This window comes from Micromonospora sp. NPDC005237 (assembly GCF_040607775.1).
GTDB lineage: Bacteria > Actinomycetota > Actinomycetes > Mycobacteriales > Micromonosporaceae > Micromonospora.
In genome coordinates, this window is record NZ_JBEXHJ010000006.1 from 174923 (window position 1) to 190971 (window position 16049).

General features: G+C 72.7%; 18 protein-coding genes. 6 read left to right on the top strand and 12 right to left on the bottom strand.

Annotation, left to right across the window (positions count from 1 at the left end; all coding sequences use genetic code 11):
• Nucleotides 1–200 precede the first annotated feature (200 nt).
• Genes ABZT87_RS17995 through ABZT87_RS18005 form a run of 3 tightly spaced genes read right to left on the bottom strand, consistent with a single transcriptional unit; the run spans nt 201 to nt 2085 of the window.
• Complete coding sequence (locus ABZT87_RS17995; protein WP_355136713.1) at nt 201–608, bottom strand: arsenate reductase ArsC; 408 nt, start codon at nt 606–608, stop codon at nt 201–203.
• On the bottom strand, nt 605–1705 hold the full coding sequence (arsB, locus tag ABZT87_RS18000; RefSeq protein WP_355136715.1) for an ACR3 family arsenite efflux transporter: 1101 nt from the start codon (nt 1703–1705) through the stop codon (nt 605–607). The genes ABZT87_RS17995 and arsB overlap by 4 nt, the downstream gene beginning before the upstream one ends.
• Nucleotides 1702–2085 (bottom strand): metalloregulator ArsR/SmtB family transcription factor, encoded by a 384-nt coding sequence (locus tag ABZT87_RS18005; RefSeq protein WP_354857201.1) that lies wholly within the window; start codon nt 2083–2085, stop codon nt 1702–1704. Before ABZT87_RS18005 ends, arsB begins: the two co-directional genes overlap by 4 nt.
• Nucleotides 2086–2183: 98 nt before the next feature.
• Here ABZT87_RS18005 and ABZT87_RS18010 point away from each other — a divergent pair, with 98 nt between their 5' ends.
• Complete coding sequence (locus ABZT87_RS18010; protein ID WP_355136716.1) at nt 2184–2681, top strand: N-acetyltransferase family protein; 498 nt, start codon at nt 2184–2186, stop codon at nt 2679–2681.
• A 14-nt stretch (nt 2682–2695) separates the two neighbouring features.
• Entirely contained in the window at nt 2696–4102 is a 1407-nt protein-coding gene (locus ABZT87_RS18015; RefSeq protein WP_355136717.1) for an NAD(P)-binding domain-containing protein, read from the top strand.
• 54 nt (nt 4103–4156) lie between these two features.
• Here ABZT87_RS18015 and ABZT87_RS18020 read toward each other — a convergent pair whose 3' ends face one another.
• The 6 genes from ABZT87_RS18020 to ABZT87_RS18045 all read right to left on the bottom strand — a co-directional run bounded on the left by ABZT87_RS18020 (nt 4157) and on the right by ABZT87_RS18045 (nt 9871).
• Nucleotides 4157–4510 (bottom strand): TraR/DksA C4-type zinc finger protein, encoded by a 354-nt coding sequence (locus ABZT87_RS18020; RefSeq protein ID WP_355067447.1) that lies wholly within the window; start codon nt 4508–4510, stop codon nt 4157–4159.
• A 38-nt stretch (nt 4511–4548) separates the two neighbouring features.
• On the bottom strand, nt 4549–5754 hold the full coding sequence (locus tag ABZT87_RS18025; protein ID WP_354857190.1) for a ferritin-like domain-containing protein: 1206 nt from the start codon (nt 5752–5754) through the stop codon (nt 4549–4551).
• Complete coding sequence (locus tag ABZT87_RS18030) at nt 5751–6596, bottom strand: PhnD/SsuA/transferrin family substrate-binding protein (RefSeq protein ID WP_355136719.1); 846 nt, start codon at nt 6594–6596, stop codon at nt 5751–5753. Before ABZT87_RS18030 ends, ABZT87_RS18025 begins: the two co-directional genes overlap by 4 nt.
• Complete coding sequence (locus ABZT87_RS18035; protein WP_355136720.1) at nt 6596–7765, bottom strand: acyl-CoA dehydrogenase family protein; 1170 nt, start codon at nt 7763–7765, stop codon at nt 6596–6598. The genes ABZT87_RS18030 and ABZT87_RS18035 overlap by 1 nt, the downstream gene beginning before the upstream one ends.
• Before the next feature lie 79 nt (nt 7766–7844).
• Nucleotides 7845–8792, bottom strand: coding sequence for an ion transporter (locus ABZT87_RS18040; protein WP_355136722.1), 948 nt, complete (start codon nt 8790–8792; stop codon nt 7845–7847).
• Nucleotides 8793–9013: 221 nt separating this feature from the next.
• Complete coding sequence (locus ABZT87_RS18045) at nt 9014–9871, bottom strand: SDR family oxidoreductase (protein WP_355136724.1); 858 nt, start codon at nt 9869–9871, stop codon at nt 9014–9016.
• An 87-nt stretch (nt 9872–9958) separates the two neighbouring features.
• On the opposite strand from ABZT87_RS18045, the gene ABZT87_RS18050 reads away from it, so the two are divergent.
• Nucleotides 9959–10354, top strand: a complete 396-nt coding sequence (locus ABZT87_RS18050; protein WP_354857180.1) for a helix-turn-helix domain-containing protein — start codon at nt 9959–9961, stop codon at nt 10352–10354.
• Nucleotides 10355–10379: 25 nt separating this feature from the next.
• Here the strand turns inward: ABZT87_RS18050 and ABZT87_RS18055 are convergent, their stop codons facing one another.
• Together ABZT87_RS18055 and ABZT87_RS18060 are read right to left on the bottom strand one after the other, a co-directional pair.
• A complete protein-coding gene (locus tag ABZT87_RS18055; RefSeq protein ID WP_354857177.1) occupies nt 10380–10769 on the bottom strand; it encodes a VOC family protein in 390 nt (129 codons plus the stop codon).
• A gap of 49 nt (nt 10770–10818) precedes the next feature.
• On the bottom strand, nt 10819–11454 hold the full coding sequence (locus ABZT87_RS18060) for a helix-turn-helix transcriptional regulator (protein WP_355136726.1): 636 nt from the start codon (nt 11452–11454) through the stop codon (nt 10819–10821).
• Here ABZT87_RS18060 and ABZT87_RS18065 point away from each other — a divergent pair, their 5' ends adjacent.
• Together ABZT87_RS18065 and ABZT87_RS18070 are read left to right on the top strand one after the other, a co-directional pair.
• Entirely contained in the window at nt 11455–11940 is a 486-nt protein-coding gene (locus ABZT87_RS18065; protein WP_355136728.1) for a hypothetical protein, read from the top strand.
• Nucleotides 11941–12116: 176 nt separating this feature from the next.
• Nucleotides 12117–13625 (top strand): phosphoesterase, encoded by a 1509-nt coding sequence (locus tag ABZT87_RS18070; RefSeq protein WP_355136730.1) that lies wholly within the window; start codon nt 12117–12119, stop codon nt 13623–13625.
• Between the two features lie 109 nt (nt 13626–13734).
• Here ABZT87_RS18070 and ABZT87_RS18075 read toward each other — a convergent pair whose 3' ends face one another.
• Entirely contained in the window at nt 13735–14328 is a 594-nt protein-coding gene (locus tag ABZT87_RS18075; RefSeq protein ID WP_355136732.1) for a MarR family winged helix-turn-helix transcriptional regulator, read from the bottom strand.
• 115 nt (nt 14329–14443) lie between these two features.
• Here ABZT87_RS18075 and ABZT87_RS18080 point away from each other — a divergent pair, with 115 nt between their 5' ends.
• Nucleotides 14444–16036, top strand: coding sequence for an LLM class flavin-dependent oxidoreductase (locus ABZT87_RS18080; protein ID WP_355136734.1), 1593 nt, complete (start codon nt 14444–14446; stop codon nt 16034–16036).
• Nucleotides 16037–16049: the final 13 nt, after the last annotated feature.

Here is a 16049-nt window from a genome sequence, read left to right on the forward strand (position 1 = left end):
CGGCCGGGGCCGGGTGGTTGTCGTGAACATCGGCCGGGCCCCGATGAAGATTAGATGTTCACCCCGATGGCCGACGTCGGCTCAGTCTGGCCGCACCGGTGCCGCTGAGGCGATACATCACATCTATGTGGACGCCGTTGCCGTCGGTGAGTCCCGTCGTGGTGCCGGCCGGCGGTGGCGTGTGTCGGCCTCGTCCGTGCTCAGCCGAGTGCGGCCAGATCGGCGACGAGCTGCTCCACCCGTGCCCGGATGTCGTCGCGGATCGGGCGGACGGCGTCGACGCCCCTGCCGGCCGGGTCGTCGAGCTTCCAGTCCTCGTAGCGCTTGCCGGGAAAGACCGGGCAGGCGTCGCCGCAGCCCATGGTCACGATGACGTCGGAGGACTCCGCGGTGGCGTACTCCAGGAGGGTGGGGGTCTGGTCGGTGATGTCGATGCCGACCTCGCGCATGGCCTGGACGGCGGCGGGGTTGATCGTCTCGGCCGGGGCGGAGCCGGCCGAGCGGACCTCGACGGTGTCGCCGGCGAGGTGGCGCAGCCAGCCGGCGGCCATCTGGGAGCGGCCGGCGTTGTGGACGCAGACGAACAGGACGCTGGGTTTGTCGCTCATCGTGACGCCTCTCGGTCAAGGGGTGGGGTGAAGAAGCGGTGGCGTGCCCGGAGCGAGACGTGGACGAGGCCGACCAGTACGGGCACCTCGATCAGCGGCCCGACGACCCCGGCGAGCGCCTGACCAGAGGCCACGCCGAAGGTGCCGATCGCGACGGCGATGGCGAGTTCGAAGTTGTTGCCGGCGGCGGTGAACGCGAGGGTGGTCGTGCGCGCGTAGCCGAGGTCGAGCGCCCGGCCGAGAGCGTAGGAGCCGGCCCACATCAGCGCGAAGTACACCAGCAGCGGCAGGGCGATACGGGCGACGTCGAACGGCCGGCCGATGATGGCGTCGCCCTGAAGGGCGAACAGGATCACGATGGTGAACAGCAGCCCGTACAGGGCGGCGGGGCCGACGCGGGGCAGGAGGCGGGATTCGTACCACTCGCGACCCCGGGCGCGCTCGCCGAGGCGGCGGGTGAGGTAACCGGCCAGCAGCGGGATGCCGAGGAAGATGAGCACGTTGCGGGCGATCTCCCAGACCGAGACGCGCAACTCGGCGCCCGGCAACCCGAGCCAGCCGGGCAGCACCGACAGGTAGAACCAGCCGAGCAGGCCGAAGGCGAGGACCTGGAAGACGGAGTTGAGCGCGACCAGGACCGCCGCGGCCTCGCGGTCGCCGCACGCGAGGTCGTTCCAGATGACGACCATGGCGATGCACCGGGCGAGGCCGACGATGATCAACCCGGTGCGGTACGCGGGCTGGTCGGCCAGGAACACCCAGGCCAGGGCGAACATCACGGCCGGGCCGACCAGCCAGTTGAGGACCAGCGACGAGACCAGCAGGCGGCGGTCGCCGGTCACGGTGTCGAGCCGGTCGTAGCGGACCTTCGCCAGCACCGGATACATCATGACCAGCAGGCCGATCGCGATCGGCAGCGAGATACCGCCGACCGCCACCGCGTCCAGCGCGTCGTCGAGCCCGGGGATCAGGCGGCCGAGCAGCAGCCCGACGACCATGGCCAGCCCGATCCAGACCGGCAGGAACCGGTCGAGTCGGGAGAGGCGACCGACGACGGCGCTCGCGGCCGGGTCGGCCTGGCGGGTGGCGGTGCTCACGAGCATTCCGACCGGGCGGCGGGAGCGGGGCCTGCCTCGGTCGGGACGACGGTGAGCAGCGCGGCGAGTTGGTGCAGGACCGTCGGCCGGGCGCGGTAGTAGACCCAGGTGCCGCGACGCTCGGCGTCGACGAGCCCGGCCTCGCGCAGCGTCCTGAGGTGGTGCGAGATGGTCGGGCCGGTCAGGTCGAACGCGGGGGTGAGGTCGCAGACGCAGATCTCGCCGCCCTCGGCGGAGGCGATCATCGACATGAGCTGCAGGCGGACCGGGTCGCCGAGGGCCTTGAACGCGGGGGCGAGCGCGGCGGCGGTCTCGGCCGGCACACGCCGTTCGGACAGGGGCGGACAGCACAGCACGTCCACGGCCGCTTGTTTCGACATCAGTCTAGGTTGACAGACATCTAATCAGCGTGCAACTGTCTGATTCGACAGACGTCGAGACAGTCTCTCCTCGTCCGAGACCGGAACGGAGCCCGCCGATGGCCGACCTGACCACGCGCCCGATGACCGCCGGCGACGCCGACCGCGTCCTGACGATCTACCAGGCGGGCCTCGACGGCGGTGACGCCAGCTTCGAGACCACCGCGCCGACCTGGGCGGCGTTCGACGCCACCCGGCTGACCGCGCACCGCTTCGTGGCCGTGGACGACAGCCACGCCATCCTCGGCTGGGTCGCCGTCACACCGACATCGAGCCGCCCGGTCTACGCCGGAGTGGTCGAGCACTCCGTCTACGTCGACCCGGCGGCCCAGGGGCGCGGGGTCGGCCGGCTGTTGCTCGACGCGTTGATCACCTCGACCGAGGCGGCCGGCATCTGGACCATCCAGTCCGGCATCTTCCCGGAGAACACCGGCAGTCTGGCCCTGCACCGGCGGGCCGGGTTCCGTGTCATCGGCGTCCGGGAGCGGATCGGCCGCCACCATGACCGCTGGCGCGACGTGGTTTTGCTGGAACGCCGCAGCCCCACCATCACCTGACAAGGAGTTACCCGATGAACGCCCTGGACAGCCTTCCCGTCGTGGTCCTCGGCGCTGGCCCGACCGGCCTCGCCGCCGCCGCCCATCTGCACGAACGCGGCCTGCCCTTCGTCGTCCTGGAAGCCGGCGACACCCCGGGCGCCGCCGTCGCCCAGTGGGGACACGTGCGGGTCTTTTCGCCCTGGCGCTACAACATCGACCCGGCCGCCCGCCGGATCCTCGACGACGCCGGCTGGATCGCCCCCGACCCGGAGGCCCTGCCGACCGGGGCGGAGCTGGTCGGCGCGTACCTCCAGCCGCTCGCGGAGCTGCCCCAGCTCAAGCCGCACGTCCGCTACGGCGCCCGGGTCCAGGCGATCAGCCGCCTCGGCCTCGACCGGCTGCGCACCGCCGGCCGCGACACCACGCCGTTCCTGGTCCGCCTCGCCGACGGTGACGAGCTGCTGGCCCGCGCCGTGCTCGACGCCTCCGGCACCTGGGGCACCCCGAACGTCCTCGGCGCGTCCGGCCTGCCCGCCCGGGGTGAGGCCGACGTGGCCGCGTACCTCGAACACGCGCTGCCGGACGTGGTCGGCGCCGACCGGGACCGCTTCGCCGGCCGCCACACGCTCGTCGTGGGCGCCGGTCACTCCGCGGCGAACACCCTGCTGTCCCTGGCGGACCTGGCCGCCACCGAGCCGGGCACCGAGGTGACCTGGGCGATCCGCACCACCTCGCCCGCGCGCACGTACGGCGGCGGGGACGCCGACGCCCTGCCGGCGCGCGGCGCTCTCGGCGCGCGGCTGCGGGGGCACGTCGACGCGGGCCGGGTCCGGCTGCTCACCGGCTTCTGGGTGCACGCCCTCACACCGGCCGACGGGCGCGTCCGGGTGGTCGTCCGGCACGCCGACGGGGGCGAGGAGTCGGTGCTCGTGGACCGCGTCGTCGCGGCCACCGGGTTCCGCCCGGACCACTCGATCACCGCCGAGCTGCGGCTGGACCTCGACCCGGTGCTCGGCGCGACCCGCGCGCTCGCCCCGCTGATCGACCCGAACGAGCACTCCTGCGGCACCGTGCCTCCGCACGGCATCGACGAGCTCACCCACCCGGAGGTCGGCTACCACGCCGTCGGCATGAAGTCCTACGGTCGGGCGCCGACGTTCCTCATGGCCACCGGCTATGAGCAGGTCCGCTCGGTCGTCGCCGCCCTGGCCGGAGACTGGGCCGCCGCCCGCGACGTCCAGCTCGACCTGCCCGAGACCGGCGTGTGCTCCAGCAACGCCGCCGACTCGGTGAGCGGCGACAGCTGCTGCGGCCCGACGCCGGCCGCCGAGCCGGCCCGACGCGGGCTGGCCACCGGCGTCTCCGGCGGGCTGCTCAGCCTCGTCGCCGTCGACACCGCGCCCGCCGATGGCCAGGCCGGCGGCTGCTGCGCCAGCTGACGTCCCCGCGACGGCGGCGTCCGCCGGCCCCCGGGCCCGCGGGCGCCGCAACCGTCACCGGCGGCTGGCGCAAGCGACGCAGGTACGCGCCGACGGGCGGGCGGCGAGCCGCTCGGCGGGAATCGGGCGCAGGCATCGTTCGCAGACGCCGTAGCTGCCGGCGTCGACGCGGCTCACCGCCTCGTCCAGTTCGGCCAGGCGTCGACGTGCCGCGTCCAGGACGGCACTGAGCTGTGCCCGTTCGAACGCGATCGTGCTGCCCTCGGGGTCGTGTTCGTCGTCGGCGTTCGACGACCGGGACGCCTCGAACAGGCTCCGCAGGTCGCCCTCCAGCGCGGCGGCCTCAGCGGCGGTCTCGTCGCGCCGCCGGAGGAGATCCGCACGAATCGCGCGGGATTCGGTGTCCATGGCGGTTCCAGGCTACGCCCGGTGCCGCGCACCGGGGTCTACATGAAGTTGCGGGTGTGCAGGGCGGAGAGCGCGGCCGCCTCGTCCGACCGGAAGCCCAGCCGGACGAGTCGGCGCTGGCGGCCCTGGTCCATCGCCTGTTGCAGAGCACGCACGTGGTCGAAGCCGGCGGCCACGTCATCGGGGTCCCACCCGCCCGCCGCGAGCAGCACCAGCGCGTCGAAGACGTCCGCGTTGAGGCCCGCGGTGTCGGCCAACGCGTCGTGACGACGGTGGATCGCGGCACGGAGTCGGTCCCGCAGCAGCGGGTCGACCGTCGCCTGGTGCTCCAGATGGGCCATGCCGAACACCACGTGCCGGCGCTCGTCCTGCATCGCCAACCAGCAGATCCGGCGGGTCACAGGATCGGGAGCGTGCCGCACCAGGAACCCCAGCAGGTCGACGAAGCTGCCCTCGCCGAGCACGGAGAGCAGGAACGACGCCAGGGCGAAATCGGACTCGGCGACGAGCGTGAAGAGCGACTGCCGGCCACCCGCCGAGGACGTGCCCAGCTCCGCGCCGCGCAGCAGCGCCCGCCGGCTGAAGACCTCCATGTGCCGGGCCTCGTCGGCCACCTGCACCGCGAGGAGCTGCACCACCTCCCGAAAGTGCGGGTGGATGCGGCCGATGAACCGGGCCGGTACGACGAGAGCCGCCTGCTCGTTCTCGACCAGGTAGGTCATGACCTGCACGACGGCGGCCTCGACATCCGCCGGCAGCGCGAACGCGTCGTCCCACGGCACCGCCGTCTGCGGGTCCCACTGCCGTGCGGCGGCCTGCGCGTACAGCGCGGGGGCGATGTCGGCCCACACCAGATCGCGGTCGTCCAGGTCGAAGCGGGCCTCGGGCCCGCCGGCCTCCAGCAGCGCGCCACGGGCACCGAGCCCCCAGCGTGGCGGTGGACGGCTGCTCAGCGCCGAGGGCAGGGCAGGCCCGGCCCGCTCCGCGCCGAACCAGCGGTCGTCGTCGGCGGCGCCCCGGACGACGACCGCCACCAGGCGACTCCGGTCCGCGGGATCGGGCCATTCGACCCGGTGACCCCGGCTTCGGCACCACGCCGGCAGGTGTACCCCCAACGCCGCATCGGTGCCGGAGACCGCCACCCGGCCGCCGGGCGGCAACCCGGCCAGGGCGCGCTGTACCAACAGGTGCGCGCCACGGCCGAAGCCGAGGCCGCCGAGATCGATCTCGACGTCGGCGGTCACGGCCGATAGTCCGCGGCGGTCACCCGCCCGTCGGGGGCGTAGAACCCGCTCGCGTCGACCGCCTCGGCGAGGGCGTCGTACCCGGTCGTACGGCCGTCCTGCCAGGCCGTCAGGCCCTCCAGGTCGAGCAGCGGGCGCACCTGCGGATCGGCGTACGACATGCCGCGCAGCAGGGTGCCGAAGAGCCGGACCCCGTCGGACGCCGGCTCGCGCACCGTCATGTTGCAGTGGTCGTACCGCCCGGTCTGCGCGACGATCCGGGTGCCCTCGGGTGGCAGCGTGCCCTCCTGCACGAACATCAGGTGGTTGGCGTCGATCATGCAGGCGGCGTCGACCTCCCCGGCCGCCAGGGCGCGCGCGGCGTCACGTTCGCCCCCGACGTGGTCACCGTGCAGCCCGACACCGACGTCGAACCGGCGCACGTCGACCCGGACTCCGGCCGCGGCGAGATGGCCGAGTGGGATCAGCGTGGCCTGCGGACTGTCCACCGCGCCGGTCGCCACGACCCTTCCGGCGAGATCCTCGACCCGGTGTACGGGCGAGTCGGCGCGCACCACCACGACCGAGGTGAGGTCCCGGTCGGTGTCGCGCATCGTGAGCGCGCGCACGGAGCGGCCAGCGGCCGTGGCCAGCCGGTCGGCTCGCAGCCACGCGAGCGGAGAGTTCCACGCGGCGTCGATGCGGCCGGCGACAAGGTCCTCGACCTGTCGCTCGTAGTGCGAGTAGAGGACGAAGTCGAAATCCAGGCCGTGACCGCGCAGCCAGCCGCGAAAGCCCTCCCAGATGGTGACGACCTTGGGGTCGTACGCGACCGCGCCCATCAGGACCGACGGTGCCGGCATCAGCGGTTGGCCTCGTCGAGCAGCGGCAGGCCGGTGGCGACGCGGCCCACGAAGTCGTGCAGAGCGTCAGTGGTCGGTGCCATCACCCGGGCGGCTCGCGAATCGCGGAATCGGCGCTCCAGGCCCAACTCCTTGCGAAAGGCGCTGCCACCGCAGAGCCGCATCGCGCCGTCGGTGACGTCCGCGACCGTCTCGCCGGCCAGGGCCTTGACCTGCAACACGCGCAGCGTCGCGTCGTCCCGGCCGGTCTCCAGCGCGGTGAGGGTGTCACCGAGGAAGGCGCGCAGGGCGTCGGTGCGGATCTTCAACTGGGCGAAGTCGCGTCGGGCGACGGGCGCGTCGCGAAGCGCCGCGCCGGTGTGCGTGAGCGTGGTGCCGGTGAGGTGCCGGCCCGCCTCGGCGACGGCGCTGTCGGCGAGGCCGAGACAGAACGCCGAGTTGAGCACCAGGAACCAGGGGAGTACGGCGCCGAGCGCGGTGTCGAGGCCGGTGCCGTCGGTGCCCAGCATCGCGTCGGCGGTGACCACCACGCCCTCGGCCGTCATCGGCCGGGAGCCGTTGCCGCGTAGGCCCAGCCCGTCGAACTCACCGGCGACGCGGAGCCCGGCACTGTCGGCCGGAACAAGCCACAGCGTCATCGGCCCGGCCCCCGACGCCAGCGCAAGGCTCGACCAGACGTAGCTGTCGGCCTCGCCCGCCGCGGTGACCCAACTCTTGCGGGCGTCGAGTCGCACCGCGCCGTCACCGGACGCCGTCGCCGACCCGGTCGGCGACCAGAAGTGGCTGCGGGATCCGAACTCGGAGAAGGCCAACGTGGTCAGGTGACGGCCGGCGGCGATGGCCGCGCGAACCTCGTGCGGGCCGTGCGCCTCGATGACGGCGGTCGCCGCGTAGTGCATCAGAACCACCATCGCCGTGGACCCACACTCGGCGGCCAGCCGTTCGATGACGTCGGCGACCGCGCGCATGCCCTGGCCGCCGCCACCGACCTCGGGTGCGGAGGCCAGGCCGAGCAGGCCCGCCGTGGCGAGGGCATCGACGCCCTCGCGGGGGAAGGCGCCGTCCCGGTCGACGGCCTCCGCCTGCGGACGGATCACCTCGTCGATCACGCTGGTGAGTGTGGTCAGGACGTCGGTGCGGGACTGGAAACTGTCGACACTGGCCGTCATGCGCGGTGCCCCTTCATTCGTACCGGCGGGACCGCCATCGAGACTAGCCGATCCGGCCGTCATGATCGAGAATGTGGTCTCACCGTCGGGAGGGGGTGTCCTCGCGGTGCGGCCGGGCGTGCGTGTCGTCCCGGTCGATTCGCAACTCCCGCTCCAACTCGGCGATGACCGCCCGCAGGTCGTCCAGCCGCTGGGTGAGCGCGATGCGGTCCACCTCGTCGGGTACGCCGTCGCCGTCCTCGTCGTAGCCGGGGGCCAACCGCTCGGTCATCTCCAGGCGGCGGGCCTCCTCCATCGAGTTGACGATGACCGCGATGAGGATGTTGAGCAGCAGGTTGACGGTGATCACCACGTAGCTGACGTAGTAGAGCAGCGTCCACGGCGAGATGGCCAGGCCCTGCTCGATGAGGTCCGGCAGTGTCTCCAGCGAGAGCAGCACGAACAACGTCAGCAGCGACCGGCCGATGTCGCCGTACTCGTCCGGGTACCTGTCGCCGAAGATCAGCCAGCCGGCCATCCCGTACACGTAGAGCGTCACCACGGCCAGGGCGAGGAACCCGCCGACGCCGGGCAGGCTGCGCCACAATGCGGACACGATGGTCCGCAGGCCCGGCGAGAACCGCACCAGCCGGACCATCCGGGCGACCCGCACCACGCGCAGCAGCGCCGAGTCGCCGTGCAGTCCCGGAACGAAGATGGCCGCGATCACGACAAAGTCGAAGACGTTCCAGCCGTGCCGGAAGAAGTCCTGCGGACGTCGGCCGTAGGCCGCCAGCCGGATGCCGATCTCGACGACGAAGACGGCGCGGAAGAGCACCTCCAGCCCGTGCAGCGCCCGGGTCGCGGGGACCAGACCGTCGTACGTCTCCAGTCCGAGGACGATCCCGTTGGCGAGGATGACGACGACGATGCCGATCTCGAAGGGGCGGGAACGGGCGAGCCGTGCGCAGGCGTCGGCCAGCGCGGGCCGGTCACGCTGGGGTGTGGACGGTGCGTCTCGCTGCGCGGGCGCGGGCGGTCCGCTCATCAAGCGGCCGACCCGTCGGTGTGCGCCGAGGCGGCGTCGTGGGCCCACCTCGCATCGTCGGGCTGGCGGTGCGGGGGCATGGTCACCACCCTAGTCACGACGCACAGCCGGTACGCCATCGTCGAGGCCGCCATCGCCCTGGCCGACACCGGCGGGCGGGTGACGGAGGCGTACACCCTGTCACCCGCCCGATCGACGAACCGTGAGGAGACCGCGGCCGGTCAGGCCCGCGCGGCCCGGATGGCGTCGCGCAGCGGGGTGCTCGGCCGGCCGATCAACCGGCTGAGGTCGTCGCTGTCGGTGACCAGCTCGCCGATGGCGATCGAGTGGTCGAGGGCGGCGACGAACCCGGCGGTGCCGGCGTCGAGCCCGACGTTCTCCAGCGCCGAGGCCAGCTCGGCGGCCGACAGGTCGCGGTGGACGACAGTGGTGCCGGTCACCTCGGTGACGGCGTCGGCCAGCTCGTCGAAGGTGAACGCGGCGCCGCCCAGCTCGTAGACGGCGTTGCCCTCCTCGTCCCGGGTCAGCGCCGCCGCCGCGGCGGCCGCGTAGTCGGTCCGGGGCGCGGCGGAGACCTTGCTGCCGCCGGTGGCACCGAGGATGGTGCCGCTCTGCAGGTACTGCGGCAGCTGGTCGGTGTAGTTCTCGGTGTACCAGCCGTTGCGCAGCACCGTGTACGGCAGGCCCGATGCGGCCAGGACGTCCTCGGTGGCCTTGTGCTCCGGTGCGAGCGGGTTCGTGGTCGTGTCGGCCTTCAGGATGCTGGTGTAGACCACGCGCCCGACCCCGGCGAGCGTGGCGGCCTCGATGACCGCGGTGTGCTGGGCGGTCCGCTGCCCGGGCGTGTCGCCGGAGATGAGCAGCAGGCGGCGTACGCCGGCCACGGCGCCGGGCAGCGTCGTCGGGTCGTCGTAGTCGGCCCGGCGGATCTCGACCCCGCGCGCGGCCAGGTCGGCGGCCTTCTCCGGGCTGCGGACGATCGCGGCGATCTCGGTGGCGGGCACGCCGGCGCCGAGCAGGTGCTCGATCACCAGGCGACCCAGCCGGCCGGTGGCGCCGGTGACGGCATACGTGGGCATGGGGACCTCCGATTGACAGTGACGAAACGTAAGCACTTACGAATCTACAGCACAAGCTCTCAGGTAAGCGTCGGGTAAGCTGGTGACATGAGCGACATGCCGGCCCGGGACCCGGCGGGGCCTACCCAGGAACTCGTCAGTGATGTCTTCGCCCGCGGCTGCACTTCCCGTGCCGCCTTCGAGAGCGTCACCTCGAAATGGGCCTCGCTCGCTCTGCTCGCGCTCGGTGAGGGCAGTTACCGGTTCAACGCGCTGCGGCGGCGCATCGACGGGGTGAGCGAGCGGATGCTCTCCCAGACCCTGCAGACTCTCGAACGCGACGGCATGCTGACCCGCGAGGTGCTCACCGCGATCCCGCCGCGCGTCGAATACTCGCTGACCCCTCTCGGCGCCCGGGTCGCCGATCAGTTGCGCGGCCTCGCGGACCTGCTGGAGGCCTCGGTGTCCGAGGTGCAGACCGCCGGCGAGCGGGAGCGGGGCTGACCCGAGCCGGAGTTCGCCGAGGCGGTCAGCGGTAGCTGATCAGTTCCAACAGCGAGCCGTCGGGGTCGCGGAAGTAGACACTTCTGCCCGGTCCGCGTCCGCCGTGGCGGTCCACCGGCCCGGCCTCCACCTCGACGCCGTGCCGCCGCAGGTGGTCGAGGATCTCGTCGGCGGTGCCCGGCCAGACGAGACAGAGGTCGCTGCCCCCGGCCTCGACGGGACGCCGGGCGACCAACGCGCCGACGTCCAGGCCCGGACCGTGCACGTTGAGCTGCTGGTCGCCGAACCGGTACGCGACCCGACCATCGGGTTGGTCGACGATCTGGGCGCCCAGGACATCCCGGTAGAAGGCGGTGGACCTCGCCCAGTCGGTCACCGCGATGACACAGTGGTCGAGCCGTAAACCGTCCGGCATGGCACCGAGCTTACGGCCGGGCCGTCCGGACGTGGGGCATGCGGCGCGGTCAGGCGCGGAGCGTCTCGCGAGGCGGCACGCCGTAGCTGGCGTGGTACCGGGCGGTGAACCGGCTGTGGTTGGCGAACCCCCAGCGACTCGCGATGGCCGACACGGTCTCCTGTCCGGGGTCGGCCCGGACCAGGTCGTGGTGGGCCCGATCGAGCCGGATCCTGCGCAGGTACGCCATCGGGGTGGTGCCGAGATGGCGGCGGAAGGCGAGCTGCACCGCGCGCTGGGAGACGGCGGCGGCGCTGGCGATGTCGGCGGCGCCGATGTCCCGGTCGGCGTTCTCCTCCATGAAGGCGACGGTGCGGCGCAGGGTGGCGGTGCTGGCGTCGCGGCGGTCCTCGGCGGTCTCGTCGGTGAACGCCGTGTTGGGGAAGATCGCGAGCGCTGCCGCGGCGAGCATCCGTGCGGCATTGCCGATCACCAACGGCTGGGCGCTGGCGCTCGGGATGCTCGCCACGACATCGCTGACGTAACTGGTGGTTCGGTGCCACTGCCGGGCGAGCGGCGCGTTGACTCCGCCGAGGTCGGTGAACCGGATCTGGCCGGGCCTCCGGGCTGTGGCGGCGGTCGCCACCTGCGTCAACACGCCGAGGTCCAGGACGCAGAGTTCCACCTCGCCGGGGTCCCACCGCACGTGGACCGGCTGACCGGGACGGGTGACGAGAAAGGCGTCGCCGGGGCCGACCTGTTGGGGCACTACCTGCTCACGGCGTTGCTGGCCCACCAGGTGGGGCCGGACGCCCTGGTCCGCGTCGGGGCGCTTCTCGGCACCGTCCGGCGCTATCTGCCCGCCCCGCGGCCACCCGCGCACCGCAACGGGGGCCCCGAGCCCCGGCGACGCGACGTGCGAGCGGACAACAGCGTCGTGGGCCGGTACCGACGGACCAAGCTGCCCGAGCACCTGCCCAGTCCGCCGAGCTGGACCTGCACCGGATGTGGCCGCGAATGGCCCTGCGCCACCAAGCAGAGCCAGCTGCTCGCCGATTTCGGCGGGGCGCGTGCCGCGCTCGCCGTCTACCTCGGGTCGTGCCTCGTGGCCGCCGCCCGGGATCTGCCGACGCTTCCCCTGCCCCGAGTACGACTCCGCTTCCTGGGCTGGCTGCCACGCGCCCGGATCTGACGACACGCGCACGCCCCGCTGTCGGCGCGTGACCCACCGCCGCGCCTCACGCGCCCTTCAACGGGCTCCGCGAGGGTGTTCATCGTGCACCCGCCCGTCGTACGGCGGGCGTTCACCAACCTCTTCGAGGCTTCTTGATCGAAAGAGCATTCGCTTGATCGAGGAGAGGCTCTCACGTGAGAGACAAGCAAGCCGAAGAGATCGAGCACGCGCAGTTGTCGCGGCGCAAGCTGGTCAAGTACGCCGGCGTCGGCGCGACGCTGGCCGCCGCCAGCCCGCTGGTCGGCGCGGGCGCGGCGTGGGCCGACGAGGAGCGCCGCCCCGGCGACGACACGAGCGACCGGGGCAACGCCAAGAACCGGTCCTGGCGCGCTGGTGACCACCACGTGCACTCCGAGTACAGCGGCGAGTTCGACACCGCGAAGAGCCCGATCGTCTTCCACAAGGGCGCGGACGCGGTCTACCCGATCGTCACCAACGCGATCATGGCCAAGAACTTCGGTCTGACCTGGGCGATGTGCACCGACCACGGTGGACCGACGCACTCGAAGGTGAACATCGAGCAGGCGTACCCCGATCTGCTGCGTTCGCGCAAGCTGGTCCCCGAGGTGCTCCAGTTCTGGGGCATGGAGTTCGACGCGCCCTCGCTGGACCACCACACGCTGATGATCCCGCGCCATGACGACGAGGCGAAGCAGCTCTTCGAGCTGGAGAGCCGGTTCGCCAAGTACGACGCGTTCCCCACCGACCCGGCCCGCGACACCGAGGCCAAGATGGTGGAGTTCCTCAAGGTCGCCCGGGGCATGCCGCACAAGCCGCTGGTCATCGCCCACCACGCCTCCCGGTCGGCGCCCGGCCTCGGTGTCTACGGCCAGGACACCCCGCGGGAGTTCCGCAACGGCAACAACGCCGCGCCCGACGTCTACATCGGCTTCGAGGGCGCGCCCGGCCACCAGGCCGGTCCGCTCAACGGCGGCAAGCGCGGCGGGTACGGCAACCACCCCACCTACGGTGGCTTCGACCAGATGACCGCGCGGGTCGGTGGGCTCTGGGACTCGCTGCTCGGTGAGGGCCGGCGCTGGTGGATCACGGCGACGTCGGACTCGCACGTGCACTGGACGCGCGGCGGCTCGGACTTCTGGCCGGGCGAGTACAGCAAGACCTACGTGTACGCCCGCCAGGACTACGGCGACATCATGGACGGCCTGCGCAACGGCCGGATCTGGGTGACCACCGGCGACCTGATCCGCAGCCTCGACGTGACCGCCAGGTCCCAGGGGCAGACGGCCGAGGTCGGCGAGACCATCACGGTCAGTCGCCGCAGCCGCACCGACGTCGAGATCGAGATCACGTTCCGTCCGCTGGACGGTGTGAACGGCAACGGGGACCGTCCCGAGGTCCGTCGGGTCGACCTGATCGTCGGCCAGATCACCGGGCCGAGCGCCGACCCGGACGCCGACACCAACCCCACCACCACGGTGGTGGCCCGGTTCGGCCCGCGGGACTGGCGTCGCCAGGGTGCGGACTACGTCATCCGGCACACCCTGCGCAACGTTGAGGCCGACACCTACGCGCGGGCGCGCGGCACCAGCACCGACGAGGCGGAGCCGCTCGCCGACGGGCTGGAGAGCCCGTGGGACGACCTGTGGTTCTACTCGAACCCGGTGTTCGTGCACGTGCGCTGACCCGTCGCCGCAAGCGACGCTGCCGCCACACGGTGGGCCCGCCGGCACTCCTCGACCCACGATGGTCGGGGAGCGGCCGGCGGGCCCACCTCGCCGTTCGACCGTCCGGTCAGCCGTCGCTGCGGCCGGGCGACCGGGCGGCGCGCGGCCGACCGTGCTCGGACGCTGCGCCCGGCCGGCTCGGCATCGGCGCAGCGGGTTCGGGCCGCACCTCGGCCACCGCCTGGCAGAGATCGCGCAGGGGGTCGATCGCCTGGGTCGAGCAGGCGACCCGTTGCAGCAGTGCGCGCAGGGTCGCCGACTCGGTCGGCGTGAGCGCCCCCAGCAGGTGCGCCTCGACCTGCCGCAGCGCCTCGCGCCGCTGCTCCCAGGCCACCCGCCCGGCGTCGGTGACGTCCACCAGCCGGCTGCGCCGGTCGGCCGGGTCCGCCCGCCGGGCGACGAACCCCGGGCGTTCGAGGTCGTCGATCAGGTACGTGAGCACCGTCCGGTCGATGCCCAGCTCCTCGGCGATCGCGCCCTGGTTGCGGGCCGGCCCGTTGGCCGCGGCGGTGAGCACCTGATAACCGCGCGGGCCGCCGGGGAAATCGGTCAGGGTGTGCTCGGCAGCCCGGACGTAGCCCCGGAAGACGATTCCCAGCATCCAGCCCAGATCGTCGTCGAGGGGATCGGGCCGGTCCGGCCGGTCGCTGGCACCCGTCATGCCCCGACAATAGCGCAGGACAGCCAACCTTGTTGGCAACAGATGTTCTGTCTGACATAAGGTCGAGGCCACGACGCATCGTCCGACGCGTCGCGGACGACGGGAGGCTCGCACGATGAGCGACTACGGCCACGACCTGGTCTTCGGATCGTTCACCACGCCCGGCAACGACGATCCGGACCGCACGGTCGGGCTCGCGGTCCTGGCCGAGCAGGTCGGGCTGGATCTGGTCACCTTCCAGGACCATCCGTACCAGCCGCGATTTCTGGACACCTGGACGCTGCTGAGCTTCGTCGCGGCGCGGACGGACCGGGTGCACCTGTCGGCGAACGTCACCAACCTGCCGCTGCGCCCACCCGCCGTGCTCGCCCGCAGCGTCGCCAGCCTCGACCTGCTCAGCGGCGGTCGGGTCGCGCTGGGTCTCGGCGCGGGGGCGTTCTGGGACGCCATCGAGGCGATGGGCGGCCGGCGGCTGACCCCCGGCCAGGGCGTACGGGCGCTGGAGGAGGGCATCGACGTCATCCGGCAGACGTGGGACGTCCAGGCGCGCGGCGGCGTGCGGGTCGACGGCGAGTTCCACCGGGTGGTCGGCGCCAAGCGCGGCCCCGCCCCCGCCCACGCGGTGCCGATCTGGCTCGGGGCGTACAAGCCGCGCATGCTCGCGCTCACCGGTCGCCGGGCCGATGGCTGGCTGCCGTCACTGGACTACCTCCAGCCCGGTGACCTGGCCAGGGGCAACAAGATCATCGACGATGCCGCCCAGGAGGCGGGCCGCTCGCCTCGCGATGTCCGCCGGCTGCTGAACATCTCCGGCACCTTCTCGTCGGCCGGGGGCGGCCCGTTGCACGGGCCCGCCGAACAGTGGGTGCGGGAGTTGGTCGAGTTGGCGCTGGGCGACGGCGTCGGCACGTTCATCCTCGCCAGCGACGACCCCGACGACCTGCGCCGGTTCGCAGGCGAGGTGGCCCCCGCCGTGCGCGAACTGGTCGCGGCCGAACGCGACAGTGGCGCCGCGTCGACGCGTACTCCCGCCGAGCCGGTGGTGGCCGCGGAGCCGGCGGCGCTCGTCGCGCCCTCCGCGCGGCCGACCCGCGCGAGGGTGACCGCCGGGGCCTTCGCGGTGGTGCCGACCCCGGACGACGGCCGGCGGCTCAGCGACCGGCAGGTCTGGGACGAGTCGGCCCGTCCCACCGGGCCCGCGCCCGACCCGACGCGCACCTACACCGCGCACGAGCAGGCCACCGGCCAGCACCTCGTGCAGGTGCACGACGGCCTGCGCGGCGAACTGGCCCAGATCCACGACCTGATCGAGCAGGTCGCGGCGGGCGAGATCGACGCCGGCGTGGCGCGATCGCAGATCAACACGATGACCATGCGGCAGAACCGGTGGACGCTCGGCGCCTACTGCGAGTCCTACTGCCGCATCGTCACCACCCACCACACCATCGAGGACCAGGCCCTCTTTCCGCGGCTGCGGCAGGCCGACCCGCGGCTGCGCCCGGTCGTCGACCGGCTGGAGCAGGAGCACCACGTCATCCACGACGTGCTGGAGGGGGTCGACAAGGCGCTGGTCGCGTACGTCGGGGCGCCGGACGGCCTGGCCGAGCTGCGCGCCGCGGTGAACCTGCTGACCGACGCCCTGCTGTCGCACCTCAGCTACGAGGAGCGGGAACTGGTCGAGCCGCTGGCCCGCCTGGGGGTGAGCTGAGCGGAGGAACCGG

Excerpts from the sequence above, each read along its gene's own strand:
- ABZT87_RS18080 (WP_355136734.1), top strand. The coding sequence starts at position 14,444 with ATGAGCGACTACGGCCACGACCTGGTCTTCGGATCGTTCACCACGCCC.
- ABZT87_RS18045 (WP_355136724.1), bottom strand. The coding sequence starts at position 9,871 with ATGCCCACGTATGCCGTCACCGGCGCCACCGGCCGGCTGGGTCGCCTG.
- ABZT87_RS18075 (WP_355136732.1), bottom strand. The coding sequence starts at position 14,328 with ATGACGGGTGCCAGCGACCGGCCGGACCGGCCCGATCCCCTCGACGAC.
- ABZT87_RS18015 (WP_355136717.1), top strand. The coding sequence starts at position 2,696 with ATGAACGCCCTGGACAGCCTTCCCGTCGTGGTCCTCGGCGCTGGCCCG.
- ABZT87_RS17995 (WP_355136713.1), bottom strand. The coding sequence starts at position 608 with ATGAGCGACAAACCCAGCGTCCTGTTCGTCTGCGTCCACAACGCCGGC.
- ABZT87_RS18050 (WP_354857180.1), top strand. The coding sequence starts at position 9,959 with ATGAGCGACATGCCGGCCCGGGACCCGGCGGGGCCTACCCAGGAACTC.
- ABZT87_RS18055 (WP_354857177.1), bottom strand. The coding sequence starts at position 10,769 with ATGCCGGACGGTTTACGGCTCGACCACTGTGTCATCGCGGTGACCGAC.
- ABZT87_RS18020 (WP_355067447.1), bottom strand. The coding sequence starts at position 4,510 with ATGGACACCGAATCCCGCGCGATTCGTGCGGATCTCCTCCGGCGGCGC.
- ABZT87_RS18005 (WP_354857201.1), bottom strand. The coding sequence starts at position 2,085 with ATGTCGAAACAAGCGGCCGTGGACGTGCTGTGCTGTCCGCCCCTGTCC.
- ABZT87_RS18010 (WP_355136716.1), top strand. The coding sequence starts at position 2,184 with ATGGCCGACCTGACCACGCGCCCGATGACCGCCGGCGACGCCGACCGC.
- ABZT87_RS18030 (WP_355136719.1), bottom strand. The coding sequence starts at position 6,596 with ATGCCGGCACCGTCGGTCCTGATGGGCGCGGTCGCGTACGACCCCAAG.
- ABZT87_RS18035 (WP_355136720.1), bottom strand. The coding sequence starts at position 7,765 with ATGACGGCCAGTGTCGACAGTTTCCAGTCCCGCACCGACGTCCTGACC.
- ABZT87_RS18040 (WP_355136722.1), bottom strand. The coding sequence starts at position 8,792 with ATGAGCGGACCGCCCGCGCCCGCGCAGCGAGACGCACCGTCCACACCC.